Source organism: Arcobacter sp. s6, from assembly GCF_040884245.1.
Classification (GTDB): Bacteria; Campylobacterota; Campylobacteria; order Campylobacterales; family Arcobacteraceae; genus Aliarcobacter.
Map to the genome: position 1 here is coordinate 1 of NZ_JBEVTN010000026.1, position 25,776 is coordinate 25,776.

A 25,776-nucleotide genomic window follows, 5' to 3' on the forward strand; every position below is an offset into this window, starting at 1 on the left:
TTAAAGGAAAATCAAAAGTATAGTAAAAAAATGGATTTAAAATGAATGATGCATTTGATTTAAGTGGTAAAGTTGCACTGGTTACAGGTTGTAATAGAGGCATCGGTCAAGGTATTGCTATTGGACTTGCAAAAGCTGGAGCAAATATTATTGGTGTTAGCTCATCAATGACTAAAGATAGTGAAACACAAAAAGAAATTGAATCTTTAGGTAGAGAATTTAGATTTTACTCTTGCGATTTTTCAAATAGAGAAGATTTATACTCTTTTATTAATCAAGTTAAAAAAGATGGAATTAGTCCAGATATCTTGATAAATAATGCAGGAATCATAAAAAGAGCACCTGCTGCTGAGCATAGTGATGATTTATGGGATAGTGTAATTGAAATAAATTTAAATGCACAATTTATATTAAGTCGAGAATTTGGAAAAGAAATGATTAGTAAAGGTTGTGGAAAGATTATATTTACAGCATCTTTATTAAGTTTTCAAGGTGGAATTACTGTTCCTGGATATGCGGCTTCTAAAGGAGCTATAGCCCAATTAACAAAGGCTTTATCTAATGAATGGGCTGTTCATGGTGTAAATGTGAATGCAATTGCACCTGGATATATTGAAACAGATAATACAAAAGCATTAAGAGATGATCCAATTAGAAGTAATTCTATTTTGGAAAGAATACCAGCTGCTAGATGGGGTAAAGCAGAAGATTTTGCAGGACCTGCTGTATTTTTAGCATCAAAAGCTTCTGATTATATTCATGGAATTGTAATGTGTGTTGATGGTGGATGGATGGGAAGATAGTTTTGGTTTTTGTAAAAAGATTTGCAAAATTATAAATGAATTTAACTAAGGAGAGAGAGTTATGTTTAAAAGAGTATTAAAAAATGTAGTTGTGAGTTTATCAGTTTTAGGTTTTTCAGCAAGCACTGCTTTTGCAGCATTTCCAGATAAAGATTTAACATTAGTTGTACCATGGTCAGCAGGTGGAGGTACTGATACTATTGCACGGGCATTAGTTAAAAATGCTGAAAAACATATTGGTGTAAATGTAAATGTTGTTAATAAAATTGGTGGACAAGGTGTAGTTGGTATGAGTTCTGTAAAACTTGCTCGTCCTGATGGATATACTGTAGGATTAATCACTTTTGGTCTTAGTACTTATGAGTTAATGGGATTATCAAATCTTAACTATCATGATTTTAAATTACTTCAATTATTAAATCAAAGTTCAACTGCACTAAGTGTTAAAAGTGATTCAAAATGGAAATCATTAAAAGACGTAATGGAATTTGCTAAAGCAAATCCAGGTCAAGTAACAGTTGGTCACACAGGAGCTGGAGTTGCTTGGCATTTATCTATAGCATCACTTGCAGAAGCATATGGTATAAAATTTAATTTTATTCCTTTTGATGGAGCAGCACCAACAAGTTCAGCTTTATTAGGTGGACATATTGATTTAGCAGCAACAGGTATTGACGAAGTAAAACAATTAAGAGAAGGTGGACAACTAAATGTTCTGGCAATTGATGCAGTAAATACTAATCCTTCTTTCCCTGATATTCCAACATACACAGATGCAGGATATAAAGTTGGAGCTCCTGTTTTAGACTGGAGAGGACTTGCCTTACCAAAAAATGTTCCTGCTGATCGTGTAAAATTTTTAGAAGAAGGATTTAAAAAAATGTTTGATGATCCTGAATTCCGTGAGTTTACTAAAACTGTAGGGCTGGGTTTAGTATATGAAGATTCAAAAGGTTTTGAAGACTTTTTAGCAAATATGGAAAAAGTACTTAAACCAACATTAGAATCTGTTGGTTTAACTAAAAAGTAATTTAATTATGCATAGTAAAACAATTAACATTGGTGTTGGCTCTGCTTTATGTATATTAAGTATTGCCATTATTTTATATGCAGAACAATATGTTGGAATTGGTAATAACCGTTATGGACCAAACTTTTTCCCACAAATTTTAGCTGTAATGTTATTTATTGCATCATTTTCTCTCATAGTTCAAGCTATGAGAGGTAATGAAATGAAAAATCTTGAAACAATAAATAAACAAGGTTTTATTCGTGCGAGCATTACTTTAGGAATTACAATTGGATATTTGTTTCTTATGCAAGTTTTAGGATTTTATATTTCAACAGCAATATTTTTATTTGTAACTATAAGATATTTGGGACAAAAAAATTATTTATTAAACGCAATAGTAAGTATTTCAGTTGCTTCTATGGTTTATGCAATTTTTCAATTTTTCTTAAAAATCCCTTTACCTGAGTTGACATTTTGAAACGGTTTAATAAGGCATTATGCCTAAGTATTTTACTAAAAGGAGATAGACCATGACTTTGGACTATTTAATGGATGCATTCCAACTAATTTTAACTAACCCAATTAGTTTAATGTTTATTCTTATTGGAGTTACAGCTGGTATTATAGTTGGATGTCTACCTGGACTATCTGCTACGATGGGTTGTGCATTGCTAATACCGTTTACTTATAGTTTACCTGCAGTTGAAGGTTTATTATTATTAATGGGAATATTTACAGGAGCAATTTATGGTGGCTCAATTTCTGCTATTCTAATTCGTACACCAGGAACTCCAGCTGCTGCTGCTACATTACTTGATGGGTACCCTCTTTCTCAAAAAGGAGAAGCTGGAAAAGCTATTGGTATTTCAACTATTGCTTCATTTGTAGGAGGAACCATTGGCGCTCTTATAATGGCATTTTTATCACCTGAAATAGCAGAATTTGGTTTACGTTTTGGTCCTCCTGAATTTTTTGCATTAGCTGTTTTTGGGCTTACAATGATTATTTCAATTTCTGATGAATCATTACTTAAAGGTACAATCGTAGTTTTAATTGGATTATTATTAACAACCATTGGATTTGATCCATTATCAGGTGTACCACGTTTTACTTTTGATAATGATAATTTACTTGGAGGTATAACATTTATTCCTGTATTAATTGGTTTATTTGGTTTTGCTCAAGTATTTAGAAATATTGAAGATATAGGAGTTGTGCCACAAGTTAAATCTAAAGTTGGACAAATTTTACCAAAACTAAAAGAAATCAAGTCACTAATACCTACTATGCTTAAAGGTGGAAGTATTGGTTCATTCATGGGGAGTGTTCCAGGTTTAGGATGTGATGTAGCTGCATTTGTAGCTTATGGTGAAGCAAAAAGAACATCAAAAGAAGCAGAAAAATTTGGTAAAGGTTCCCTAGAAGGTATAGCAGCACCTGAATCTGCAAATAATGGAGCAACAGGTGGAGCCATGATTCCAATGTTAACATTAGGAGTTCCAGGTGATGCTGTAACTGCTGTTTTACTTGGTGCTTTAACAATTCATGGTTTACAACCTGGACCTTTATTATTTAAAGACCATATAGATGTTGTTTACCCTATTTTTGCAGGTATGATTTTATGTCAAATAGTATTATTGATTGTTGGGTTAAGTGGTGCGAGATTATTTACAAAATTAATTAATATTGATACAAAAATATTAACTCCAATTATATTTCTACTATGTATCACAGGTTCTTATTCAATAAGATTTAGCTTTTTTGATGTTGGATTAGCCCTTGTTATTGGAGTAATTGCTTATTTTATGGGTAAAGGAAAATTTCCAGTTTCACCTATTTTATTAGCATTAATCCTTGGACCAATGGCAGAGCAAAATATGCGTCGTTCATTATTGTTATCACAAGATGATATTACAATCTTTGTTACAAGACCAATCAGTGCTATTTTCTTAATTTTAGCAGTGTTTATGGCAGTTACAAGTTATCGTAGATTCAAAAAATTACATGCAAATGATAAAAATTTAGAATCATAAAATAATATTAAAAATTAAATAAAAAAGGATAAATATGTCAAATAAAATACTTCCAAAAATAGGTTTCATTGGATTAGGATTAATGGGATCTGCAATTGTAAATAGATTACAAGATTTAAATTACTCATTAACAGTTTTAGGAAGAAGTCGTAATGAAGGTATAATAAAAGCTGAAGAAAGAGGAGCAACAGTTGTTAATAATACTAGTGATTTAGCTGCTAACTCAGAAGTTATCTTTATTTGTGTTGATACATCTAAATCTGTTGAGTCAATTATGTCAGGTGAAAATGGGCTTATTGCAAATGTAAAAGCTGGATCAATTGTAATTGATTTAGGAACATCTGTTCCTGAGTCAACTAAAGCAATTGGAGCAAAACTAAAAGAAAAAGGCGTTTCTTTTATGGATGCTCCACTAGGAAGAACTCCAAAACATGCTCTTGATGGATTATTAAATATTATGAGTGCTGGTGAAAAAGCTGATTTTGAAAGAGTTAAACCTGTTTTTGAAGATATTGGTCAAAATGTATTTCATGTTGGTCCTTTAGGTGCAGGGCATACATTAAAACTAATCAATAATTTCTTTGGAATGACACTTGCTACTGCCATGTCAGAAGCATTTGCAATGGCTGATTTAGCAAGTATTAAAAGAGAAGACTTATATAGTATTATGTCAGCTGGACCATTACACTCAATGATGATGGATTTAGTAAAAGCAAATGCAGTTGATGGTAATTCTAAATCATTAGGTTTTTCTATAGCAAATGCACATAAAGATTTAGGTTATTATGTAAGTATGACCCAATCATTAAATGTTTCAAGTGCAATTGCAGCAGGAACAAAAGCATCTCTTGGAAGTGCTGTTGATCTTGGTAAAGGTGATTTAGATGTTCCTGATATGGTAGCTCATTTTGCAGAAACTTTTGCAAAGACTGCTAAATAATGAAACATTTAGATATTGCAAAACAAGCAGTTCAATTAGTTAAACCATCAATTGAAGAGCTATTTAAAAGAACAAATAGAAAAGAGCTTCATATTGTAATCATGGACCCAAGAATAAAACCTTGGGAAGCTAATTTTGATGATGCTATTTTATATGAAGAATCTATTAAAAACTCTGAATGGCAACTACCATTTAATGAATTTGCACGAAAAAAAGCTCTACAAGCATGGAGAGAAAGACAAGCAAATATTGTTACACAATCAATGCATCCTTCATCTCTAAGAGAGGATGATTTACCATTTTATGGATCTTTTGTTTATGGGAATATTGTTGTGGCTTGTAGTGGTGTTGAGCAGTGGTTTGATATGCTAATAAGTTCATGGATAGCAGTAGCTTTTGAGCAGCTTATGATACATGAATTACAACAAAAATAATCTTAGTTTATTCAAAGTCCTAAACTCTTTGTTTAGGACTGAATAGTTATACTTTTAAATTATATAAAAAATTTCTCATCTAAAGTATCAATTAATTCTTGAACAGAAGCAACTGAATTTGCAAATAACTCTTTTTGCTCTTTATCAAGTTTTAATTCAATAACTTTTTCAATTCCATTAGCTCCTAACATAACAGGAACTCCACTTACAACATTTTTACAATCATATTCTCCATCTAGCATAACTGAACATGGATATATTTTTTTAGTGTTATATAAAATTGCTTCAACCATTAAAGAAGTTGCATGAGCAGGAGCGTAATAAGCAGATCCTGTTTCTAAAAGTTTTACGATTTGAAGTCCACCATTCTTTGTTTTTGTAACGATATCCTCAATATCTTCTTTACTTAAAAGTTCAGGTAAAGCAACACCGGCAACTGTTGAATAGTTTACTAAAGGAACCATAGCATCACCATGACCACCCATAACTGATGATTCAATTTGACCTGCACCATATCCTAACTTCTCACAAATAAAATGAGACATTCTCGCACTATCTAAAATTCCAGCCATTCCAATAACTTGTTCTCTTGGAAATTTAAGTATTTTAAGTGCTGCATAAACCATTGCATCAAGTGGGTTTGATACAATAATGATTTTTGAATTAGGAGCATATTTTTTAATATCTTCTAAAACAGCTTGCATAATTTTTGCATTTGTTAAAAGTAAATCATCTCTACTCATTCCTGGTTTTCTAGGAATTCCAGCTGTTATAACAATAACTTCACAATCTTTTAAATCTTCACCACTCTTAGCTGCTTTTACTATAGTATGTGATTTTGCTGAATTTGCTGCTTGTGAAATATCTAAAGCCATAGCTTCAACTATATTTTCTCTAATATCTTTTAAAACAATTGATGAACAAATTCCTCTTGATGCAAGAGAATAAGCAAGTGTTGAACCCACATTTCCTACACCAATAATTCCAACTTTTTTATTTTCCACTATAAATCCTTAATTATCTTAATTGTCTTTTATATTTTTTAAATTTATTCTTGCCATGCACTAATAGCATTTAATAATCCCGCACTTGAAGCGTCCATATCTTTATGAGAATAATCTTTTTTCTTATCACAGTTTTGAACATGAGATAACATTTCAGAGGCTAACTCTTTTCCAAGTTCAACTCCCCATTGATCAAATGAATCAACTCCCCAAATAATACCTTCTACAAAAACTCTATGCTCATATAAAGCAATAATTTTTCCTAAAGTTTTAGGGTCAAGTTTTTTATATAAAAGTGTTGAAGAAGGACGGTTACCATTGAACTGTCTATGTGGTGCTAATCTAATAGACTCTTCATGGGAAACACCTCTTTTTTCTAAAACTCTAATAACCTCATCAACTCTTCTTCCTGCCATTAAAGCTTGGCTTTGTGCTAAGCAGTTTGCTATTAATAAATCATTATGTTCTTTCATATCTGTTTCTGATTTATTAACTCCCAACATAAATTCACAAGGAACTATTTGAGAGCCTTGATGTAATAATTGGAAAAATGAGTGTTGAGAATTTGTTCCTGCATCACCCCAAACAATTGCACCTGTTTTTTCATATAACATTTCACCACTTGATGAAATACTTTTTCCATTACTCTCCATATCAAGCTGTTGAATATAAGAAGGAAATGAACTAAGTCTTTGATCATATGGTAAAATTGCTCTTGTTGGATATTCACAAATATTAATATGCCAAATTCCAATTAAACCTAAAAGTACTGGCATATTTTCTTCAAGAGGTGCATTTTTAAAATGCTGATCCATTTCATAAGCACCATCTAAAAACTCATCAAAATTCTTTGTTCCAATTGCAATCATTACACCTAAACCAATTGAACTCCAAATAGAATATCTTCCACCAACCCAATCCCAGTAACCAAATACACGACTATCTTTAATACCAAAATCTTTTGTTTTTTCTAAAGCTGTTGAAATAGCTGCAAAATGTTCACTAGCATTCTCTTCACCAACTGCATTTGACATCCATTTCATAGCTGTTTTTGCATTTGTCATTGTTTCAATAGTTGTAAATGTTTTTGATGCAATTAATATCAAAGTTTTTTTAGGATCTAAATCACTTAAAACATCTGTTATATGAGAAGAATCAATATTAGATACAAAATGTAGTTTTGGTCCATCATGAAATGGTTTTAAAGCTTGGGTAACCATTGCAGGTCCAAGGTGAGAACCACCAATTCCAATATTTACAATATCAGTAAAGGCTTCATTGCTTGAAGATACAATTTTTCCATTTCTAATTCCATTTGCAAACTCTTGCATTTTTTCTAAACCATCATGCACATCTTGCATAATATCCCTATCATCAACATATATAGGATTATCTAGTTTATTTCTAAGGGCTATATGAAGAACTGCTCTATTTTCAGTGATATTTATTTTATCACCTCTATACATTGCATCTCTTTTTTCTTCAACATCACAAACTCTTGCAAGTTTAAAAAGTGTAGTTAATACATCTTTATTTAAATGAAGTTTAGAATAATCAAGAATCATATCATCTATTGAAGTTGAAAATTCTTCAAATCTTTTTGGATTTAAAGTAAATAAATCACTTATAGAAAGATTCTTTAATTGGCTTCTAATTTGTTTTAATCTTGCAAATAAAACATCTCTTTGTTCATTCATTATTAAGCCTTATTTCCAATGATTTTTTCAATTGAACTTTTAGCAATTCTAGTGATTTCTTCAAATTTTTTCTCTTTTAATAAGTTCTTAGGAACTAGCCATGAACCACCAACACAAAGAACATTCTTTAAATCTAAAAAGTCATTCATATTATCTAAACTAACTCCACCTGTTGGGCAGAATCTCATTTTAGGGAAAGGTCCTGAAAATGCTTTTAAAAGATCTATTCCTCCAACTTGAACTGCTGGAAATAATTTACAAGCAAACAAATCATTATTTTGAGCAAGCATAATTTCTGATGCATTTGAAACACCTGCAATTAAAGCAATATCATTTTGCTTTGCACTTTGAATTAACTCTTCACTAATTCCAGGTGAGAAGATAAAAGCAGCACCATGTGCGATTGAATCTTCTAAATCTTTCTTATTACATACAGTTCCTGCTCCTACATTCATAGAAGGCATCTCTTTTGAGATTAACTCAATAGCTTTCAAACCTGTTGGAGTTCTTAAAGTAATCTCCATAATATTTATTCCACCATCTTGTAAAGCTTTTGCTAAAGGTAAAGCATCTTCTATATTATCTAAAGCAATAACAGGAACAATTGGCGAAATACTTAATACTTCTGTTGCATTTAATTTCATCTTAACTTCTCTCTTTTCCAATAATATCGAAAATAGTAGCACCCTCTTCTGCTGTACTAATATTTGCTCTAACAATTGAGAATAAATTTCTTCCATAGTTAGCTTGGTTTGCAGATAAGTCTGCTTTTTTAATTTGTCTTCTAATTTTTTCTTCTGCAGGTATTTCTAAGTTTAATTTTCCATTTTTAACATCTAAACAGATAATATCGCCATTTTCAATAAGTGCAATATTCCCACCATTTGCAGCTTCACCAACTAAATGAATTGCTGATGGAACTTTTCCTGAAGCCCCTGACATTCTTCCATCTGTTACGATAGCAACTTTATAACCTTTATCTTGAAGAACTCCAAGAGAAGGTAATAAACCATGAAGTTCAGGCATTCCATTTGCTTTTGGACCTTGAAATTTAACAACTGCTACAAAATCTTTATTTAATAAACCTTGTTTAAAGGCATCTTTTAATTCATCTTGAGTTGAGAAAACCATAGCCGGAGCTTTTACATATAAATGCTCTTCTTTAAGTGCAGAAGTTTTGATAATACTTCTTCCTAAATTTCCTTCAAGTAATGTAATTCCACCCTCTTTTGAGAAAGGAGCAGCAACACTTGAGATAATGTCTTTATCTCTTGAAACAGTTGCACCTTTATTAAAAGTTAATACATTATCTTTTAATGATGGCTCAACAATATAGTTTTTTAAACCAAATCCAACTACAGTATTTACATCTTCATGTACTAATCCTGCATTTATTAATTCATGAATAACAACACTCATACCACCTGCATCTCTAAAGTGATTTACATCAGCACTTCCATTTGGATATAACTTACATAAAAGTGGAGTAACTTTAGAAATCATATTAAAATCATCCCAATTTAAAATAATTCCAGCAGCCCTTGCCATTGCAATTAAGTGAATTGTATGATTAGTTGAGCCACCTGTTGCCATTAATCCAACTATTGCATTTACAAAACTTTTTTCACTTACGATATCTGCTATTGGTGTGAAATTATTTTTGAAAGCTGTTAAGTTTAAGAGTTTTCTTGATGCTTCCTGTGTTAATTCATCACGAAGTTGTGTATTAGCATTTATAAAAGAAGAGTTTGGAAGCTGTAATCCCATCATTTCTAAAAGCATTTGATTTGAGTTTGCCGTACCATAAAAAGTACAAGTTCCACTACTATGATATGAAGCTGCTTCTACTTTAAATAATGCTTTTTCATCAACTTTACCTTGAGCAAATTCTTGTCTTACTAATGCTTTTTCTTTATTTGAAATACCAGATGGCATTGGACCTGCTGGCATAAAAATAGCTGGTAAGTGTCCAAAAGATAAAGCTCCAATTAAAAGTCCAGGAACAATTTTGTCACAAACTCCTAAAAATATAGCTCCATCATATACATTATGTGATAAACCAATTGCAGCACCCATTGCTATATTATCTCTTGAAAATAAGCTTAGCTCCATTCCTTCAAAACCTTGTGTAACACCATCACACATAGCAGGAACTCCTGATGCAACTTGTGCTGTAGCACCTTCTTGCAATAAAGTTCTTTTTATAAGCGGAGGATATACACTAAAAGGCTCGTGTGCTGATAACATATCATTATATGAAGTAACTATTGCTATATTTGGAGTAATCATATTTGACATAGCTTCTTTTTCAACATTGCTCATAGGAGCTATTGTATGAGCTAGATTACTACATCCCATTTTTGATCTATTTACTTTTTTAGAGCTAGCTTCTTTTACTCTGTTTAAATAAATTTCACGACTTGTTTTTGATCTATTTATTATATTTTGTGTAACTTCTAGTATTATTTCATTCATTTGTAATATACCTCGATTTTTTTCTTATCTTGATTTAATATTGCAGAAACTGGCATATCATTGCTAGACGCACCTTCAAGAACTTTTTTGTATACATCTTGTTTTTCAACACCTTCAAAATGCAAATAAAGATTAATAGCGCTTAATATTGCTGTTTTTGTTAAACTCATTCTTTCATAAGGAGCAGTATCAGGTTTCATACAAATACAAAAATGCTCACTTGTTTCTAATGCCTCTTTTAATTTAATATTATTAGGGAATAAAGAAGCTGTATGTCCATCATTTCCCATACCTAAAATTAATACGTCAAAAGGAAATAACTCTTTGTAGTAAATATCTGAACAAACTTCTTGGGCATCTTCAATATTTATATTTTCTTGATACATTGATATAAATTGTGCTTTTTGTGCAAAATTAACTAATAGGAAATCCCTTACTAGTTTTTCATTTGAATCTTTATGATTTTTATCAATCCATCTTTCATCACAAAGGCCAATTTTTACTTTTTCCCAAGGAATATCAAAAGTACTAAGTTTTTCAAATAAAGGTTTAGGAGTACTACCTCCTGAAACCAATAAAGAAGCTCTTCCTTTATTTAGTATTGCTTCTTCTAAATTATTAATAATTTTTGAACTTAAAGTATCTATTAAATCTTTTTGTTCTAAAAAAAAATGTTCATTTTTATTCTTCATGCCAATCCCTACCATCTTTTGCAACTAATTGAATACTTGCACTTGGTCCATTTGTTCCTGCTGTATATTTTTTCATAGGAACTAAATTATCTTCCCATGCTTCAAGAATAGTATCAACCCATTTCCATGCACTTTCAACTTCATCAAGTCTCATAAATAAAGTAGGATTAGATCTAATTACATCAAGTAATAATCTCTCATAAGCTTCATTTTTTCTTTTTAATGTACAAGGTGTCATAAGCTCTAAATCAACTTCTTCTAGTCTCATATTTTTACTTAAATCTGGAACTTTATTAATTAAACTTAAAGTAATACTCTCTTCAGGTTGAAGTGTAATTACTAATCTATTTGAAGATACAGGCTCTCCATTATTTTGGAAAATTGAATGGGGAACATTTTTAAATTGAACAACAATTTCAGAATTTCTTTTTTGCATTCTTTTTCCACTTCTTATGTAAAAAGGAACGCCATTCCATCTCCAGTTATCTATATCTACTTTTAAAGCTGCAAAAGTTTCTGTTGTACTTTGAGATACTCCCTCACCTTCTAAATATCCAGGAACAGGTTGTCCATTTATTGAACCCTTGTCATATTGAGCTCGAACAGTACTTAAGGCTACATTTTCTCTAGTAATTGGTCTTAATGATCTTAAAACTTTTACTTTTTCATCTCTAATACTATTTGCATCTAGTGAACAAGGTGGTTCCATTGCAATTAAACAAAGTAGTTGCATAAGATGATTTTGAATCATATCTCTCATTGCACCAAATTGGTCATAATATCCCCATCTACCTTCAACACCAACGCTTTCTGCAACTGTTATTTGTATATGGTCAATATTAGTAGAATCCCAAAGTGGCATCATAATTCTATTTGCAAAACGTAAAGCTAAAATATTTTGTACAGTATTTTTTCCTAAATAATGATCAATTCTATAAATTTGATTTTCATTAAAATAGCTTAATACTTGATTATTTATCTCCCTTGCAGATTCTAAATCTCTACCAATTGGTTTTTCTAAAACAACACGACTTGTTGGCTTTATTAAACCCCAATGGTTTAAAGATTTACAAATATCGCCAAAAAAACTAGGAGATGTAGATAAGTAAGAGATTCTATCTTCATTTGTACTTTTGTCTAATAATTTTTTTAAATCTTTATAAGTATCATTATCAGCAAAATCTACATAAACTGCATGTAAAAGTTTTTTAAATTTTTCAAATGCATCTTCACTAAACAATTCTGGTTCTATAAATTCTATTAATTTTTCTTTTGTAAGTTTTATATGATCTTCTTGGCTTATTTTTTGTCTTGAAACTGATATGATTTTACAACCAGCATCCAAATAATCATCGTTAAAAAGATGATATAAAGCAGGGATTAGTTTTCTAAAAGAAAGATCCCCATATGCTCCAAAAATTATGATGTCAGAAGAATTTTTTATTTCATTCATAAATTTTTATCCTTTATTAAAAAACATGGCAACATAATAACATTATAATGTTATAACTACCATTAAATATAATTAAAAATCTAACTCATTAAAAAAAGGAGGATTTGCACCTGTTCTACCTACACTAATAGCAGCAACTTTATTGGCAAATTTTAATGATTCTTCTAATGATTCTTTATCAATATTAATTAATTCTTTTTTTGAAAAATTCTTGTGATTAGATAATGAAAATAATAATGCACCGTTAAATATATCACCAGCACCAATAGTATCTACCACTTCAACTTTTTCTCCACGAGAAGTTGCTTCACAATTTTTAGTTTTGATAATAGCACCTTCACTTCCTCTTGTAAGGACAATAATACTAAGACCTAATTCAAGCCATTGTTTATAGATTTCTTCAAAAGAACCATTTGGGTATAACCATTCTAAATCTTCTTCTGAAATCTTTATAATATCACTTTGAGATAATATTTTTTCAAATCTTTGTATAAAAAGTGATCTATTTTCTATAAAATTAGGTCTTACATTTGGATCATAGAAAACAATTTTTTTTGAGCTTTCTTTTGAAATGAAGTTTTCAATCTCTGTTCCATTTGGTTCACTCATTAATGATATTCCACCAACATAAATAGTATCAACTACTTCATCATCTAAAACTACATCTTTTAAACAAATAGTTCTATTCGAACTATTTTCATCAAAAAAACTATATGTTGTAGTTCCATTTGCAATTTTTGCAAATGCTAGAGTTGTGTTATTTGAAGTTTCAATACAAAAAGAAGTGTTAACTTTTGAGTTAGTTAATTCTTCTAATATTTGCTCTCCAAATAAGTCTTTAGAAACTGATCCTAAAAAACCAACATCAGCCCCCAGTCTTCCTAAACAAATAGAAGTATTTAAAATTGCTCCTCCAATTTTAGGAATAAAAGCAGTTTCTTTACTATCTAAAGTAGTAGGTATCATATCTATTAAAGCTTCTCCACAACATATAATCATTTTGTATTATCCTTTGGTTTATTTACTATTGTTTATTATAATTTATTACTGTATTTTCAACACCATTTTCCCAAATACTATTTAAGAATTTAGAGAATGTGCTTGCAAAATATTCATTTTCACTTAAGTTTCCATAGATATCTTCCATTTGAATAAAAACAATTGGATTAGTTTTAGCTTCAAGAGCTAACTCTTTTAGTTTATCTTTTCTACCATCATTTATATCTATTGCTTTATTATTTTCATCAGTACCTATTGAATAACGACACCATAATGCACAAGTTAATATTAAACCATCAACATTTACACCATTTTTAATTCCACTTTTAATACTATCAATAATAAATTTAGGTTGTTTATTTGAATTATCAAAACAAATTCTTGTAATCGTATCTTTAATATAAGGATTTGCAAATCTATTTAATACAGTATTGTAATACTCATCTAAATTAACATCAATAATATTTTTTAATACAGGAATTACTTCTTTATTCATAATATTATCTAAGAAAGTTTTAACAGTTTTATGCTCTAATGCTTCATGTACATAATCGATATTTAATAATGCACTAACAGATGAAATAGCAGCATGAGAACCATTTAGCATTCTAATTTTCATTAATTCATATGCTTCGATATCTTCAACAAACATAACGCCTACTTCTTCTAAAGCTGGTCTTCCATTACAAAAGTTATCTTCTATAATCCATTGAATAAATGGTTCACAAAATACAGGTCTATTATCAATATATCCATATTCACTTTGAATAAATGCTCTATCTGCATCTGTTGCAGTTGGAGTAATTCTATCAACCATTGAATTTGGAAAAGATACATTTGATGCTATATATTCACTTAATTCAGCATCAATTGCTGCTGATAATTTAACTACAACATTTTTTAGAACGTCTCCATTATGAGCTATATTGTCACAAGTTAATAAAGTAAAAGGAGCAATGCCTTTTTCTTTTCTAATTTTAAGTGCTTTAATCAATATACCAAATGCAGTATTTGGACTATCAGGATTTTTAATATCAGCTTGAATCTCTTCATTTTGAATATTAAAGTTACCATAAGAATCAATATAGTAACCACCTTCTGTTATTGTAAGTGAAACTATTTTGATATTTTCATTTGTTAAAGACTCAACTAAAAGTTTATTATCAACTTCAATAAAATCAATCATAGATTGTAAAACACGTACATTTGTAGTTTGGCTATCTCTTGAAACAACCGTTGTTAAACAATCTTGTTTTAAAAGATCATTTCTCATAAAAGAATCATATTCTCTTAAACCAGCACCAATAATTCCATAATTTAAATCTTTTCTTTTATTAAATAAAGCATCTAGATAATATGCTTGGTGAGATCTATGGAAGTTTCCAACACCAATATGTACAATACCCGCAGTCAAATCAGCTTGACTATAATTATAGTCAGCCTTATTGAATGATTTGTTTTCTAAAAAGTTTTTATTTAATATCATTTTATTGCCTTATCTTCATTGTCAAAAAAGTAAAATTTAGAATCATCACAGTTTAAATATGCCGTATCACCTATTGCAAGGTGATCTGGATTATCACTTTTAACTGTAAGAATCTCATCATTGTTAAGTTTCACATAATAAATCATGTACTCACCTAAATTCTCAACTAAATCAACAACTCCTGTAAATTTAGCATTTTCTTTGTCACATAAATTAATATGCTCAGGTCTAACACCTACAGTTTTAACTGTATTTCTTCTATTCTCTAATCTATTTTCAATATTATTAACTATGTATTGAGCCTCTGATGAATTTTCAGTTTCAATAAAGTTCATTTTAGGACTTCCTATAAATCCTGCAACAAATAAATTATCTGGACTTTTATATAAATCATCTGGTGACCCAAATTGTTGAATTACACCTGCGTTTAAAACTACAATTCTGTCTGCTAATGTCATAGCTTCAACTTGATCATGTGTTACATAAAGCATAGTAGCTTCTAAGTGTTTATGTAATTTTGCAATTTCAATTCTTGTATTAGATCTTAAATTTGCATCTAGATTTGATAATGGTTCATCAAATAAGAATACTTTTGGCTCTCTAATAATCGCACGACCAATTGCCACCCTTTGTCTTTGTCCACCTGAAAGATTTTTTGGTAATCTATCAAGTAAATTTGTCATTTGTAAAGATGTTGCAGCTTTTTTAACTCTTTCATCAATTTCTGCTTTTGGTACTTTTGCAAGTTTTAAAGAAAATGACATATTGTCATATACATTCATATGAGGGTAAAGTGCATATGATTGGAATACCATAGCAACCCCTCTTTTTGAAGGAGGAGTATCATTGATAACTTCTCCATGAATTAAAATTTCACCGCTTGTAATTTCTTCTAAACCAGCGATTGTTCTCATTAATGTTGATTTCCCACAACCACTTGGTCCTACGAAAACAACGAATTCACCTTTTTTTATTTGTAAATTTGCACCTTGAATTATTGTATGGCCTTCATAAGCTTTTACAACATTTCTTAATTCAACTCCTAGCATATAAGTTCCTTTAATTTTTTTTAATAATTTTTAATAATTCTAATAATTTTTATTTAACAGCACCAAAGGTTAAACCTTGTACTAATTGTTTTTGACAGAACCAACCAAATACTACTATTGGAGCACATGCCAATGTTGAAATTGCTGATAACTTAGCCCAGAATAATCCTTCAGGACTTGAATATGAAGCAACTAAAGCTGTTAATGTTGCAGCATCAGCTGAAGTTAAATTAATAGACCAAAATGCTTCATTCCAACATAATACAATACTTAATAATCCTGTTGATGTAATTCCACCCCAAGATAATGGTAAAACGATATGTCTTAACTCTTGTAAATAATTTGCACCATCTAAACTACAAGCTTCTAAGATATCTTTTGGTAAATCTTTGAAGTATGAGAATAGCATCCATATAATAATTGGTAAATTCATAAGTGCAAAAATAATAATTAATACTGTTTTTGTATCTAATAAACCAAACTTTTGAGCCATTAAATATATTGGAACCAATACACCAACCGCTGGTAACATTTTTGTTGATAACATCCATAGTAAAACATCTTTTGTATTTTTCGTAGGAGAAAAAGCAAAAGAGTATGCTGCTGGAACTGCAATTATTAATGATAATAAAGTTGCACCAAATGATGTAATAATTGAGTTCATTGCATGATGAAAATAATCACTTCTTTCATTAACTAACGAATAGTTTTCAAAAGTAAAATCAAATACAAATAACGGAGGTACAGCAATTGCTTGTAACTCTGTTTTAAAGCTTGTTAATATCATCCAAAAAATTGGAAAAAAGAATACAATTGCAATTAACCAAGCTAGAGTAACTAGTATTCTATGGGTAATTTTTTGTTTAGTTTTATAAGTCATTTTCTATTCCTTATGCCATTAAGCTTTTGCCAACTTGCTTAATTAAGAAGTAAGCTACGATATTTGCTAATATAATGGCAAAAACACCACCTGCTGAAGCAATACCAACATCAAAGTCTAATAAAGCATTTGTAAAAATCATATATGTTAAGTTAGTACCATCATTACCTGGTCCACCACCTGTTGTAATTAAAATCTCAGCAAAGATAGATAAATGGAATATCATTTCTATCATAATTACAATTGCAATTGATCTTGATAAATGAGGCAAAGTTAAATAATAAAACTTTGCAAAAAAACCAGCACCATCTAACTCAGCTGCTTCTTTTTGTTCTTGATCTTGAGATTGTAATGCTGTCATAAAAATCAGTAGTGCAAATGGAGTCCATTGCCAACTTAACATTATAATAACTGATGCTAAAGGAAAATCTGACATCCAATCTATTGGCTCTAGTCCTAAGGTATTAGAGAAAAATGCAAACATTCCATAAACAGGATTCATAAACATATTTTTCCATAATAATGCATTTACTGTAGGCATTATGAAAAAAGGAGAAATAAGCATAACTCTTACTATTCCTCGTCCAGGGAATGTTCTATCAATTAAAACAGCTAAAATTATCCCCGAGATAATGGTAACAACAATAATACTCACTACTAAAATTAAAGAATTTAAAACAGCTGGCATAAAAGCAGAATCTGTCATAAAAAATTCATAATTTCCTAAACCTTCAAATCCATTGTCCATAGGACTTAATAGGTTATATCTAATTACCGAAAAATATAAAGTCATTGAAAGCGGTACTATCATCCATAAAAATAGAACAATGATACTAGGCGCTTTTAATAAGTTCATAACGGCGTTTTTACTTAAATTAAATTTCATTATTTACCTTGTTAAATTATTTTGCTATATATAAAAAATTTATTACTTTAATAGACATATATCAAAAAAAAGAGCTAAGCTCTTTTTTTTGACTTGATATTATTTATAATATCTTGCTCTTTTCATAGTTCTATCAGCTGTTTCTTGAGAATACTCTAAAGCTTCTTTTACAGACATTTTTCCAGCTAATGCTGAACTCATATCTTTACCAACTGAAGTTGCAATACCTTGAAATTCAGGAATTGTAACAAATTGAACACCTACAAAAGGAGTAGGATTTAAAGTAGAGTCTTTTGGATTTGCTGATAAAATTGCTTTTAACTCAGCATCTGCAAAAACTGCTGCTTTTTTAAAGTTTTCATTTTCATAAGTACTTTTTCTTGTACCTGTAGGAACTTTTTCCCATCCATTAGTTTCACCAACTAATTTAATATACTCTTTTGAAGTTGCCCAAGAAATGAATTTTTGTGCATCTGTTAAGTTTTTAGTACTTGAAGGAATCGCTAAAGCCCAAGACCATAACCAGTTTGCACCTTTGTTTGTAACACCTACAGGAGATTGAGCAAATGCTACTTTATCATGTACTTTTGATTGTGCTGGATCTGAAATAAATGATGCTGCAATTGTTGCATCAATCCACATACCACATTTACCTTCATTAAATAAAGCTAAAATTTCATTAAAGCTATTTCCACTTGAACCTGGAGGTCCATATTTAGTTAATAAGTCAACATAATAGTTAAGTGTGTTATTCCAAGCATCTGAAGTTAATTGAGGTTTACCATCTTTATCAAACCATTGTCCACCAAATGTATTTGCCATTGTAGTAATCAATGCCATATTATCACCCCAACCTGCTTTTCCTCTTAAACAGATACCATAAACACCTTGATCTGGATTATGAATTGCTTTTGCTACTTCTGCGATATGATCCCAGCTAGGATTATCAGTAATAGTCATACCAGCTTTTTCAACTAAGTCTTTTCTATACATAAGCATAGAACTCTCTCCATAAAAAGGAGCTGCATAAAGTTTTCCATCACTTGATAGACCATCAACCATTGCAGGTAAAAGATCTTTTTGATCATAAGCAGCATCGAATTTCATTTCTTCAATCCAACCTTTTTTACCCCACATTGGTGCTTCATACATACCAATAGTCATAATATCAAACTGACCACCTTTAGTTGCAATATCAGTTGTAACTCTTTGTCTTAAAACACCTTCTTCTAAAACAACCCATTTAAGGTTGATACCTGGATTTTCTTTTTCAAACACTTTTGATAGTTTTTGCATCTCTACCATATGTCCATTATTAACAGTAGCAATCGTTAAATCACCTGCATTTAAACATACGCTAGCAATTGCAGCAACCATACTAGTTTTTAGTATTTTTTTAACATTCATCTCTCTCCTTAGTTTTAGTTAAAAAATGAGCTTTTGCCAATATCTATAGCAAAAGCTCACTAGTTGAGAAAATAATATCACCTTGAAACTAAATTGTAACTTAAGAGAAGGTTATTTTTTATACTATTTTAAAAAAAAATTCTTATGTATTTTCTTCAGTTCTAATTAAGTTATAAATATTTCTTTTGAATAACTAATAATAATCTTTATGTAAAATAAAAACTTGTATACTCCTATTTATAAAATCAATAAAAGGCTCAATATTTTGAAAATTGAAAATTATGAAAATATTCAATTAATTATCTTTGATTGTGATGGAGTTTTAGTAGATAGTGAAACAATAAGTGCAAAAGTAATATCTATGCAATTTAATAAATTAGGAATTGAAATAGATACTCAATATGTACAAAAACATTTTATTGGACAATCATATTTAAAAGTAAAAAGTCATGTTCTTAAAAATTTTAACATTCAATTAGCAGATAATTTTGAAGAAGAGTATAGAGAAGAATTATTAAAAGTATTTAAAAAAGAGTTAAAAATAGTTCCTGGAATAAAAGATATTCTAGAACAATTGAATATAAAAAAATGTGTTGCAACAAGTAGTAGTAAACAAGAGCTAATAGTTCATTAAAAACAGTTGGCATATATGAACATCTAAAAGACAATATTTTTAGTGCATATAATTTAGGTGACAAGGGGAAACCAGCTCCTGATATATATTTAAATTGTGCAAAAAAGGTTTAATATAGAACCAAAAAATGTATTAGTAATAGAAGATAGTTTAGTTGGAATTGAAGGTGGGAAAAAAGCAGGTATGAAAACTTGGCACTTTATAGGTGCTAGTCATCTGAAAGCATGGGATAAAAATCATAAATATGCATATGAGCCTGATTTTGTATTTGAAGATATGAATATGTTCTTTGAATATCTACCCCATTTATCAAGTAAAAATGAAAAAGGAAAATAATAATGGTACATAAAAAAGGCGATAAATATGATTTAGCAGCACGAGCTGGTTGGCTTTATTATGTTGCAGGATATAATCAAGAAGAAATTGCAAATGAATTTGGTATTTCTAGACAATCAGCACAAAGAATGGTTTCATTATCTGTTAGTGAAAAACTTATAAAAGTAAGACTTGATCATCCAATAGCAAGCTGTATGAAACTAGCATCTGAATTAAAAAAGAAATACTCTTTAAAAGAGTGTGAAGTAATTCCAAGTGTTACTCAAGATATAAGTACAAATATAGGTTTAGGACAAGCAGGGGCTCAAATACTAGAAAAATATATTGAATCAAAAGATCCATTAATAATAGGTTTAGGTACTGGAAAAGTTTTAAATATGATTGCAAATGAGCTTTCACCGATAAATGGATCTCACCATAAACTTTTATCTTTAGTTGGAAATATGGCAAATGATGGTTCTGCCTCTTCCCATGAAGTTGTTAGTAAAATTGCAGATAAAACAAATGCTACATATTATCCTATGCCTCTTCCTTTAATAGTTAAAACCCAAGAAGAGCGAGATTTATTACATAATCAACAATCAACAAAAAATATTTTGGCACTTGCTAAAAAAGTTGATATCTCATTTGTAGGTATTGGACAAATTGATGCAAATGCTCCTATGTATAAAGATAATTTTATCAACAAAGAAGAGTTAGATGCTTTATTAGAAGCAAAAGCAGTAGGAGAAATAATAGGTTGGGCTTTTGATATTAAAGGTAATATAATAGATGGATGTACAAATAAAAGATTAACAAGTATTCCTCTTACAAAAAATCCTGAAAAATTGATAATTGGAATTGCGGCAATACAAGCAAAACTAATTGCAATAAAAGCAGCCCTAGAAGGTAAATTAATTAATGGTTTAGTTACAAATGAAATGTGTGCAAAATCTCTATTAGCTTAGGACTGCAAAGAATCTTTTTCTATATTTATATTTTTTAAATATAAAAAAAGGCCATATCTTAAAATTAGAATATGGCCTTTAAAGTTTACTTTTATAAATTTATCGTTGTTGTGCTTTTAATGCTATTGCTTTAATAGCTTCCCAATTCTCAGCTTTAACTAAAGAATTAGGTGTTATCCAAGAACCTCCAACACATACTACATTTGGTAAATCAATATAATCATAAGCTAAACTTTCACTAATACCACCTGTTGGACAGAATGAAATATTAGGAAATGGACCACTTAGAGCTTTTAACATTGGAATTCCCCCTGCTGCTTCTGCTGGAAAAAATTTCAACATATCAAAACCTTTTTCATAAATCTGCATAACTTCAACAGCGGTTGAAACTCCTGGAAGCAAAGGAATATTTTCCTCTTCACAAGCATCAATAATTTCTTGCGTAAAACCAGGAGATACTATAAATTTAGCACCTGCTAATTTTGCATTAATTACATCTTTTTTATTTAATACAGTTCCAGCACCAACAATTGAACCTTTAACTTCACTCATTAATTTTATAACTTCAAGTGCGCATGATGTTCGTAAAGTTACTTCAAGAACATTTAATCCAGCTTCTATTAAAGTTTTAGCTAAAGGTTTAGCTTTTGATATATCATCAATAACTAATACTGGAATTATTGGTACTTGGTTACATATATTTTTTATTTCACTCATAAAAAACCTTTTAAATATTTATAGGTACAATTGCACCTTTTTGTGCAATTACTTGACCTGCAACCTTTGAAGCAAGTTTTACTGAATCTTCAATACAAACACCCTCTAATCTTTGTGCAAGATATGCGCCATTGAAGCTATCTCCTGCTGCTGTTGTATCAACAATATTTGCAATAGGTTCAATTTGGAATTCATAATTCATTCCATCTTTATAAACTATACAAGAATCGCTTCCTCTTTTTATAACAATTTCACCGCATCCAAAACCAATTAATCTATTTTTCACAGATTCTAAACTATCATCTCCCCATAATAAAAACTCATCATCAATTGAAGGAAGAGCTATATCACAATTTTCATATGCTCTTTGCATATTTGCTTTGACATCTTTACCTTCCCATAACTTAGGTCTATAATTATTATCAAAGGCAACTTTTCCACCTGATTGTCTAAAATCTTTTAAAAGCTTAAATAAGGCTTCTCGACCTTCTTCTTCTAAAATAGCTAAAGATATCCCTGAAAAATATATCCAATCAAAACCTTGCAATTTATTTATTAAATTTGTTTTATTTGAAGTTAAAAAAAGTTTTTTAACAGGAGCATTATCTCTCCAATATAAAAAGCTTCTTTCTCCTTGATCATCTGTTTGAATCATATATAAACCTGGAACACTATTTGACACTTGCTCAACAAAGTTTGTTTTTATTCCCTCTTTTTCCCAAAATTTAATCATTTCATTACTTAATAAATCATCACCTAAAAGAGTTATATAAAAACAATCAACATTTTGGGTACATTTAGAAAGGTATATTGCACTATTTAAAGTATCACCTCCAAATGTTCTTTTAAATGATCCATCACCTTGATCAAATAGCTCAACCATACATTCACCAATAATTGCAATCTTCATATTCAACCTTTTATCTATTGTCTATATAGCATTTCGGGTAACCAAAGTGCTAGTTGTGGGAAAAATGTTACTAATAATAAAACTATAGTAAGTGGAATTAAAAATGGCATAGTAGCTTTTACACATTGCTCAAATTTAACATTTGAAACTTCAGAAAGTACATACAATACCATTCCCACAGGTGGAGTTAATAATCCTATCATTAAGTTTAAAATTACAATAATTCCTAAATGAACAGGATCAATACCAACAGTTGCTGCAATTGGCATAAGCAAAGGCACCAAAATTGTAATAGCTGCAATTGTTTCCATAAACATACCAATAAGTAAAACTAATAACATTATAATTAAAAGCAATACTGTTTTATCAGTAGATAAACTTAATAAAAAATCTCCTAAATGATTAGCAACTTGATTCGCTGTTAAAATCCATGCGAAAATAGCAGCACTTGCAATAATTAATAAAATTGCAGCTGTTGTTTCTATTGTTTCCATAGATACTTTTATCAAATGTTTAAATGTTAAAGTTTTATAAACTACCATTCCTAAAAACAATGAATACATAACAGCAGCAACCGCTGATTCCGTTGGAGTAAATGCTCCTGTTGCAATACCACCTATTATAATAGCAGGCGTTAAAAGTGGTAAAAAAGCTTTTTTAAATGTTTCTCTTAGCCTAATCCATTCAAAACTTTTATCTCTTGGATAATTTCTTTTTCTAGCATAATATGCAACCATAATCATCAAAGATACAGCCATTAATAAACCAGGGATTATTCCTGCTACAAAAAGTTCACCAATAGAAACAGAAGCCGTAACACCATAAATAACTAAAGGCAATGATGGCGGAATAATTGGTCCTATAATAGATGAAGCAGCTGTAATTCCAACAGAAAAATCTGTATCATACTTAGCATCTTTCATAGCTTTTATTTCAATATTACCTAAACCACCAGCATCAGCAACAGCAGCACCTGACATACCAGCAAAAATAACACTAGCTCCTACATTTACGTGACCTAAACCACCATGCATCCAACCAACACAAGCTCTTGCAAAAGCAAAAATTTTATTAGTAATACCACCTGTATTCATCAAATGCCCTGCTAAAATAAAAAATGGAATTGCAAGTAATGGAAAACTATCAATCCCATTTATCATATTATGAATTAATACTACACTTGGTAAACCATCAATTAATATATAAGCTAATGAAGCTAATGCTAATGAAACAGCAACAGGAACACCAATAACTAATAAAATTACTAATAAAATAAATAATACAATTAATCCCATTACTCTATTACTCCTAATCTTTCTGTATAAACTTCTTGGGCACTTAATTTACTAAATCTATATATATTTATTAAAGAAAATAAAGCCATAAGAAAACATGCTGTCATAACTGTATAATAAATTGTACTTTTAGGTAAGGGAATAAAAACCATATTCTGTGCTGTTCTTCCTGCTAGTTCTATACATAAATAACCAGCAAATACAAAAAAAGATCCAACTATAAATTCAACAAAAATTATCATTTGTTTTGTTAATTTCATCGGTAAATATCTATAAAAAAATTCTAAAAAGATATGTTTACCTTTTCTTACACATGTAATTCCACCAACAAAACACATTATGATTAATAAATATCTAGCAATTTCTTCTGTCCAAGCTATACTATCGTTAAATATATATCTTGAAACAAATTGTAATGCAACAACAATTATTAATAACCAAAAAATTCCTAAAACAGGAATGTCATACCATTTAAAATCAGATAAATCATCACTAAGTTCATCAAATTCTTCCAATGCCATTTCTACATCATCTTTTTGTATTTTTTCCATTTTGACACCTTTTAAATAAGAGTAGATAATCTACTCTTATTATATAAATTTAGTTACCTTGAATCGCTTGTAATTTTTCATACATTTCTTTTGTAAATGGCATATCACCACCTGTAAGTGCAGGTTTAACAGCATTTATAAATGGTGTTCTATCAACCACATTTACATTTATACCTTTTTCTTTGAACCAAGCAATAAGATCTTTTTCAGATGAAATAACCTCTTCTGTTGCCCAATTAGCAGCAGTTTTAAAAGCATCAATTACAACTTTTTGATCATCTTTACTTAATTTTTTCAATTTATATGTTGAAATTAAAGTTAAAATTGAATCTGTAACGTGACCTGTTAAACTAATATTTGATTGTACTTCATAAAATTTTTTAGCTTTGATTGTAGTAAGAGGATTTTCTTGTGCATCAACAACACCTTGTTGTAATGCTAAGTAAACTTCAGCAAATGCCATTGGAGTTGGATTTGCACCAACAACTTTTGGAAATAATACAAATGCAGGTGCATCAGGAACTCTGATTTTTAAACCTTTCATATCAGCAGGAGTTAAAATTGGTTTATTTGCAGTTACTTGTCTTTGACCATAATAACTTAAAGCTACAACTTGAGCCATACCACCTGTTGCTTTTGAATAACCATCTGCAAGTTCTGTAAATAAAGAACTATCTCTATAGTTTTTCCAATGCTCAATTCCTCTTAAAGTAAATGGATAAGTTGGTAAAGAAATAGGACCGTATGTGTTACCAGCAAAACCATTACCTGTATAAATCATATCTATAGTACCTAGATTTAAACCTTCATTTAAAGCTGTTTCTTTACCTAATTGAGAAGCTGGATAAATTTGAATATCAACTCTTCCATTTGTTTTTTCTGAGATTTCTTTTGCAGCCATTAATGCTGCTTTATGTAAAGGATGATCTACTTCATAAACGTGTGCAAGTTTTAATACCTCTGCATTAACTACACTTGCAAAACCAAAAACCGACAAACCTACAACTACACTTTTCAATAATTTTTTAAACATAACTCTCTCTCCTTAGTTAAATTTTTATTTTTTATTTGTTGAATCTTTTACAAAAACCAAAAAACTCTTCCAGTCACAGACATTTTCATCTTTCCAAATCTAC

General features: G+C 30.0%; 26 protein-coding genes. 9 read left to right on the forward strand and 17 right to left on the reverse strand.

The features are described 5' to 3' along the window. Positions 1-41: 41 nt before the first annotated feature. The 6 genes from kduD to ABVS04_RS14530 all read left to right on the forward strand — a co-directional run bounded on the left by kduD (position 42) and on the right by ABVS04_RS14530 (position 5,222). Complete coding sequence (kduD, locus tag ABVS04_RS14505; RefSeq protein ID WP_368031491.1) at positions 42-803, forward strand: 2-dehydro-3-deoxy-D-gluconate 5-dehydrogenase KduD; 762 nt, start codon at positions 42-44, stop codon at positions 801-803. Positions 804-864: 61 nt separating this feature from the next. After that, positions 865-1,833 (forward strand): Bug family tripartite tricarboxylate transporter substrate binding protein, encoded by a 969-nt coding sequence (locus tag ABVS04_RS14510; RefSeq protein ID WP_368031492.1) that lies wholly within the window; start codon positions 865-867, stop codon positions 1,831-1,833. A 7-nt stretch (positions 1,834-1,840) separates the two neighbouring features. Beyond that, positions 1,841-2,293 carry a tripartite tricarboxylate transporter TctB family protein gene (locus ABVS04_RS14515; protein ID WP_368031493.1) on the forward strand — a complete coding sequence of 151 codons (453 nt, stop codon included), beginning with the start codon at positions 1,841-1,843 and terminating at the stop codon, positions 2,291-2,293. Positions 2,294-2,345: 52 nt separating this feature from the next. Continuing rightward, positions 2,346-3,848, forward strand: a complete 1,503-nt coding sequence (locus tag ABVS04_RS14520) for a tripartite tricarboxylate transporter permease (RefSeq protein ID WP_368031494.1) — start codon at positions 2,346-2,348, stop codon at positions 3,846-3,848. A gap of 34 nt (positions 3,849-3,882) precedes the next feature. After that, positions 3,883-4,788, forward strand: a complete 906-nt coding sequence (locus ABVS04_RS14525; RefSeq protein WP_368031495.1) for an NAD(P)-dependent oxidoreductase — start codon at positions 3,883-3,885, stop codon at positions 4,786-4,788. Further along, a complete protein-coding gene (locus ABVS04_RS14530; RefSeq protein WP_368031496.1) occupies positions 4,788-5,222 on the forward strand; it encodes a hypothetical protein in 435 nt (144 codons plus the stop codon). Before ABVS04_RS14525 ends, ABVS04_RS14530 begins: the two co-directional genes overlap by 1 nt. 59 nt (positions 5,223-5,281) lie before the next feature. On the opposite strand, the gene ABVS04_RS14535 is transcribed toward ABVS04_RS14530, so the two are convergent. The 12 genes from ABVS04_RS14535 to ABVS04_RS14590 form a co-directional block, all read right to left on the reverse strand. Continuing rightward, positions 5,282-6,226 carry a malate dehydrogenase gene (locus ABVS04_RS14535; RefSeq protein ID WP_368031497.1) on the reverse strand — a complete coding sequence of 315 codons (945 nt, stop codon included), beginning with the start codon at positions 6,224-6,226 and terminating at the stop codon, positions 5,282-5,284. 44 nt (positions 6,227-6,270) lie between these two features. Continuing rightward, a complete protein-coding gene (pgi, locus tag ABVS04_RS14540) occupies positions 6,271-7,923 on the reverse strand; it encodes a glucose-6-phosphate isomerase (protein ID WP_368031498.1) in 1,653 nt (550 codons plus the stop codon). A gap of 2 nt (positions 7,924-7,925) precedes the next feature. Next, positions 7,926-8,567 (reverse strand): bifunctional 4-hydroxy-2-oxoglutarate aldolase/2-dehydro-3-deoxy-phosphogluconate aldolase, encoded by a 642-nt coding sequence (locus ABVS04_RS14545; RefSeq protein WP_368031499.1) that lies wholly within the window; start codon positions 8,565-8,567, stop codon positions 7,926-7,928. 1 nt (position 8,568) lies between these two features. Then, positions 8,569-10,398 (reverse strand): phosphogluconate dehydratase, encoded by a 1,830-nt coding sequence (gene edd / locus ABVS04_RS14550; protein WP_368031500.1) that lies wholly within the window; start codon positions 10,396-10,398, stop codon positions 8,569-8,571. Continuing rightward, positions 10,395-11,090 (reverse strand): 6-phosphogluconolactonase, encoded by a 696-nt coding sequence (gene pgl / locus ABVS04_RS14555; protein WP_368031501.1) that lies wholly within the window; start codon positions 11,088-11,090, stop codon positions 10,395-10,397. Before pgl ends, edd begins: the two co-directional genes overlap by 4 nt. Beyond that, positions 11,080-12,543, reverse strand: a complete 1,464-nt coding sequence (zwf, locus tag ABVS04_RS14560) for a glucose-6-phosphate dehydrogenase (protein ID WP_368031502.1) — start codon at positions 12,541-12,543, stop codon at positions 11,080-11,082. The genes pgl and zwf overlap by 11 nt, the downstream gene beginning before the upstream one ends. Before the next feature lie 72 nt (positions 12,544-12,615). Continuing rightward, the gene (locus ABVS04_RS14565; RefSeq protein ID WP_368031503.1) at positions 12,616-13,542 is read right to left on the reverse strand and encodes a carbohydrate kinase; all 927 of its coding nucleotides are present in this window, start codon (positions 13,540-13,542) and stop codon (positions 12,616-12,618) included. A gap of 25 nt (positions 13,543-13,567) precedes the next feature. Continuing rightward, a complete protein-coding gene (locus ABVS04_RS14570) occupies positions 13,568-15,028 on the reverse strand; it encodes a mannitol dehydrogenase family protein (protein WP_368031504.1) in 1,461 nt (486 codons plus the stop codon). After that, entirely contained in the window at positions 15,025-16,077 is a 1,053-nt protein-coding gene (locus ABVS04_RS14575; RefSeq protein WP_368031506.1) for an ABC transporter ATP-binding protein, read from the reverse strand. The genes ABVS04_RS14570 and ABVS04_RS14575 overlap by 4 nt, the downstream gene beginning before the upstream one ends. A gap of 49 nt (positions 16,078-16,126) precedes the next feature. Then, on the reverse strand, positions 16,127-16,957 hold the full coding sequence (locus ABVS04_RS14580) for a carbohydrate ABC transporter permease (protein ID WP_368031507.1): 831 nt from the start codon (positions 16,955-16,957) through the stop codon (positions 16,127-16,129). Between the two features lie 10 nt (positions 16,958-16,967). Further along, positions 16,968-17,843 (reverse strand): carbohydrate ABC transporter permease, encoded by an 876-nt coding sequence (locus tag ABVS04_RS14585; RefSeq protein ID WP_368031508.1) that lies wholly within the window; start codon positions 17,841-17,843, stop codon positions 16,968-16,970. A 99-nt stretch (positions 17,844-17,942) separates the two neighbouring features. Continuing rightward, a complete protein-coding gene (locus tag ABVS04_RS14590; protein ID WP_368031509.1) occupies positions 17,943-19,250 on the reverse strand; it encodes a sugar ABC transporter substrate-binding protein in 1,308 nt (435 codons plus the stop codon). Between the two features lie 265 nt (positions 19,251-19,515). Between ABVS04_RS14590 and ABVS04_RS14595 the strand changes: the two genes are divergently transcribed. From ABVS04_RS14595 to ABVS04_RS14605, 3 genes are all read left to right on the forward strand, one after another. Beyond that, complete coding sequence (locus ABVS04_RS14595; RefSeq protein ID WP_368031510.1) at positions 19,516-19,884, forward strand: HAD family hydrolase; 369 nt, start codon at positions 19,516-19,518, stop codon at positions 19,882-19,884. Between the two features lie 96 nt (positions 19,885-19,980). Further along, on the forward strand, positions 19,981-20,220 hold the full coding sequence (locus ABVS04_RS14600) for an HAD-IA family hydrolase (protein ID WP_368031511.1): 240 nt from the start codon (positions 19,981-19,983) through the stop codon (positions 20,218-20,220). Positions 20,221-20,222: 2 nt separating this feature from the next. Next, entirely contained in the window at positions 20,223-21,167 is a 945-nt protein-coding gene (locus tag ABVS04_RS14605) for a sugar-binding transcriptional regulator (protein WP_368031512.1), read from the forward strand. Positions 21,168-21,266: 99 nt separating this feature from the next. Here the strand turns inward: ABVS04_RS14605 and ABVS04_RS14610 are convergent, their stop codons facing one another. From ABVS04_RS14610 to ABVS04_RS14630, 5 genes are read right to left on the reverse strand one after another with little or no spacing between them, the layout of a single operon-like run. Further along, positions 21,267-21,884: a bifunctional 4-hydroxy-2-oxoglutarate aldolase/2-dehydro-3-deoxy-phosphogluconate aldolase gene (locus ABVS04_RS14610; protein ID WP_368031514.1), complete on the reverse strand. Its 618-nt coding sequence runs from the start codon at positions 21,882-21,884 to the stop codon at positions 21,267-21,269. A gap of 10 nt (positions 21,885-21,894) precedes the next feature. Next, a complete protein-coding gene (locus ABVS04_RS14615; protein ID WP_368031515.1) occupies positions 21,895-22,794 on the reverse strand; it encodes a sugar kinase in 900 nt (299 codons plus the stop codon). A 14-nt stretch (positions 22,795-22,808) separates the two neighbouring features. Beyond that, positions 22,809-24,089: a TRAP transporter large permease gene (locus ABVS04_RS14620; RefSeq protein ID WP_368031516.1), complete on the reverse strand. Its 1,281-nt coding sequence runs from the start codon at positions 24,087-24,089 to the stop codon at positions 22,809-22,811. After that, the gene (locus tag ABVS04_RS14625; RefSeq protein ID WP_368031517.1) at positions 24,089-24,640 is read right to left on the reverse strand and encodes a TRAP transporter small permease; all 552 of its coding nucleotides are present in this window, start codon (positions 24,638-24,640) and stop codon (positions 24,089-24,091) included. Before ABVS04_RS14625 ends, ABVS04_RS14620 begins: the two co-directional genes overlap by 1 nt. Before the next feature lie 49 nt (positions 24,641-24,689). Then, entirely contained in the window at positions 24,690-25,673 is a 984-nt protein-coding gene (locus ABVS04_RS14630) for a sialic acid TRAP transporter substrate-binding protein SiaP (protein ID WP_368031518.1), read from the reverse strand. Between the last annotated feature and the right edge of the window lie 103 nt (positions 25,674-25,776).

Coding starts and splice junctions, on each gene's coding strand:
- edd (WP_368031500.1), bottom strand. CDS start 10,398: ATGAATGAAATAATACTAGAAGTTACACAAAATATAATAAATAGATCA.
- ABVS04_RS14515 (WP_368031493.1), top strand. CDS start 1,841: ATGCATAGTAAAACAATTAACATTGGTGTTGGCTCTGCTTTATGTATA.
- ABVS04_RS14630 (WP_368031518.1), bottom strand. CDS start 25,673: ATGTTTAAAAAATTATTGAAAAGTGTAGTTGTAGGTTTGTCGGTTTTT.
- ABVS04_RS14615 (WP_368031515.1), bottom strand. CDS start 22,794: ATGAAGATTGCAATTATTGGTGAATGTATGGTTGAGCTATTTGATCAA.
- ABVS04_RS14530 (WP_368031496.1), top strand. CDS start 4,788: ATGAAACATTTAGATATTGCAAAACAAGCAGTTCAATTAGTTAAACCA.
- ABVS04_RS14520 (WP_368031494.1), top strand. CDS start 2,346: ATGACTTTGGACTATTTAATGGATGCATTCCAACTAATTTTAACTAAC.
- ABVS04_RS14575 (WP_368031506.1), bottom strand. CDS start 16,077: ATGCTAGGAGTTGAATTAAGAAATGTTGTAAAAGCTTATGAAGGCCAT.
- ABVS04_RS14625 (WP_368031517.1), bottom strand. CDS start 24,640: ATGGAAAAAATACAAAAAGATGATGTAGAAATGGCATTGGAAGAATTT.
- ABVS04_RS14590 (WP_368031509.1), bottom strand. CDS start 19,250: ATGAATGTTAAAAAAATACTAAAAACTAGTATGGTTGCTGCAATTGCT.
- ABVS04_RS14585 (WP_368031508.1), bottom strand. CDS start 17,843: ATGAAATTTAATTTAAGTAAAAACGCCGTTATGAACTTATTAAAAGCG.
- kduD (WP_368031491.1), top strand. CDS start 42: ATGAATGATGCATTTGATTTAAGTGGTAAAGTTGCACTGGTTACAGGT.
- ABVS04_RS14580 (WP_368031507.1), bottom strand. CDS start 16,957: ATGACTTATAAAACTAAACAAAAAATTACCCATAGAATACTAGTTACT.
- ABVS04_RS14620 (WP_368031516.1), bottom strand. CDS start 24,089: ATGGGATTAATTGTATTATTTATTTTATTAGTAATTTTATTAGTTATT.
- ABVS04_RS14545 (WP_368031499.1), bottom strand. CDS start 8,567: ATGAAATTAAATGCAACAGAAGTATTAAGTATTTCGCCAATTGTTCCT.
- ABVS04_RS14510 (WP_368031492.1), top strand. CDS start 865: ATGTTTAAAAGAGTATTAAAAAATGTAGTTGTGAGTTTATCAGTTTTA.
- ABVS04_RS14570 (WP_368031504.1), bottom strand. CDS start 15,028: ATGATATTAAATAAAAACTTTTTAGAAAACAAATCATTCAATAAGGCT.
- ABVS04_RS14525 (WP_368031495.1), top strand. CDS start 3,883: ATGTCAAATAAAATACTTCCAAAAATAGGTTTCATTGGATTAGGATTA.
- zwf (WP_368031502.1), bottom strand. CDS start 12,543: ATGAATGAAATAAAAAATTCTTCTGACATCATAATTTTTGGAGCATAT.
- ABVS04_RS14565 (WP_368031503.1), bottom strand. CDS start 13,542: ATGATTATATGTTGTGGAGAAGCTTTAATAGATATGATACCTACTACT.
- ABVS04_RS14610 (WP_368031514.1), bottom strand. CDS start 21,884: ATGAGTGAAATAAAAAATATATGTAACCAAGTACCAATAATTCCAGTA.
- pgi (WP_368031498.1), bottom strand. CDS start 7,923: ATGAATGAACAAAGAGATGTTTTATTTGCAAGATTAAAACAAATTAGA.
- ABVS04_RS14605 (WP_368031512.1), top strand. CDS start 20,223: ATGGTACATAAAAAAGGCGATAAATATGATTTAGCAGCACGAGCTGGT.
- pgl (WP_368031501.1), bottom strand. CDS start 11,090: ATGAAGAATAAAAATGAACATTTTTTTTTAGAACAAAAAGATTTAATA.